The 1,152-nt window shown below is 55.6% G+C and carries 3 protein-coding genes; all 3 read left to right on the top strand.

Annotated elements, in window-relative coordinates:
- Window positions 1-494, top strand: a 494-nt coding sequence (locus tag AK963_RS34060; protein WP_476588288.1) for a hypothetical protein, incomplete at its 5' end; no start/stop codon positions are given.
- A gap of 115 nt (window positions 495-609) precedes the next feature.
- Window positions 610-966: a hypothetical protein gene (locus AK963_RS29400; RefSeq protein WP_066018776.1), complete on the top strand. Its 357-nt coding sequence runs from the start codon at window positions 610-612 to the stop codon at window positions 964-966.
- A 3-nt stretch (window positions 967-969) separates the two neighbouring features.
- The coding region (locus AK963_RS29395) for a DUF6682 family protein (protein ID WP_202969933.1) at window positions 970-1,152 on the top strand (183 nt) is incomplete at its 3' end.

Below are 1,152 nucleotides of genomic sequence, written 5' to 3'. Positions count from 1 at the left end.
GCGATGTACTGGGGAATATCTACACCGATGTGCATCCGGACAACAAGATTGACGGCGGTGGTACTGGCGTCGTTGTGGATAAGACCAATGTGCTGGATTACATCGTCGATATGGGCACGCTGCTGGACGAGAAGAACATTCCCGAGTCCGACCGCTGGCTGGTACTGCCACCCTGGGTGTGCGGGATGATCAAGAAGTCTGAGCTGAAAGATGCATCCCTGGCCGGTGATGGAACCTCCATCATGCGTAATGGCCGACTGGGGATCATCGATCGCTTCACGCTCTATTGCAGTAATAACCTGGCCACCGCGTCGGGGGTGACTCAGTGCCTGGCGGGCGTGAAAGATTTCGCCGGGTTTGCGTCGCAGTTTATCAAGCATGAATCGCTGACGCTGGAGAAGCACTTCGGCATGGGACACCGTGGCCTGCAGGTGTATGGCTACAAGGTGCTGAAGCCGGATGCTGGTGTTCTGCTGGCAGCCAAGCGTTCTTAACTTTTATCGCTGCCCGCCGTCCGCTGCCCGCCACCCGTAAAAGCACGACGAGTTTAGTCTTTTTCGGGGTGCGGGCGGCAGGTAGCGGGAAGCGTTTTTCAGAGGAGCTGAAAAAATGGCATTTAACCTGGAAACCTGCCGCAGCAAAGATGAACTGGAATCCTTTGCCCGGCAGATGTTTAACGTGGAGCTGGACAAGCGCAAGAAGCTGGATGAGTTAAAAAACGAAATACGTCAGCTGATGAACGGTGGTGAACCACTGGAGCAACCGGACGAACTGGAAGAGCCAGGCGTGACTGAGGTGTCCATCGCGTTGGAACAGCCAGCGCCAACACCGCAACTACGTCACCGAAAGCCGCTGCAATTTGTGCTGAACAAGAACAACCACAGCGTCTTTATCTACAATCCGAGGCTGAAGAAACGAATAGGCGTGGATCTGGAGTTCTGTGATCAACAGGGTAACCGGCTGTAGGTGATGAAGGTTACCGCCATCATCCAGCGGGTCCGTGACCTGCTTCAGGACAACACGGTCGTTCCCCGCTGGACCAATGCCAACCTGCTGGATGCCTATAACGAGGCGATACTGGCGGTGGTGCAGAACCGGCCTGATGTGAACTCTCAGCTCCTGCCCTTTACCTGTCAGCCGCAGGCGGTGCAG

This window comes from Endozoicomonas atrinae, from assembly GCF_001647025.1.
Classification (GTDB): Bacteria; Pseudomonadota; Gammaproteobacteria; order Pseudomonadales; family Endozoicomonadaceae; genus Endozoicomonas; species Endozoicomonas atrinae.
The sequence above is the reverse complement of the archived record's forward strand: the minus strand, read 5'-3'. Positions and strand labels throughout refer to the sequence as shown.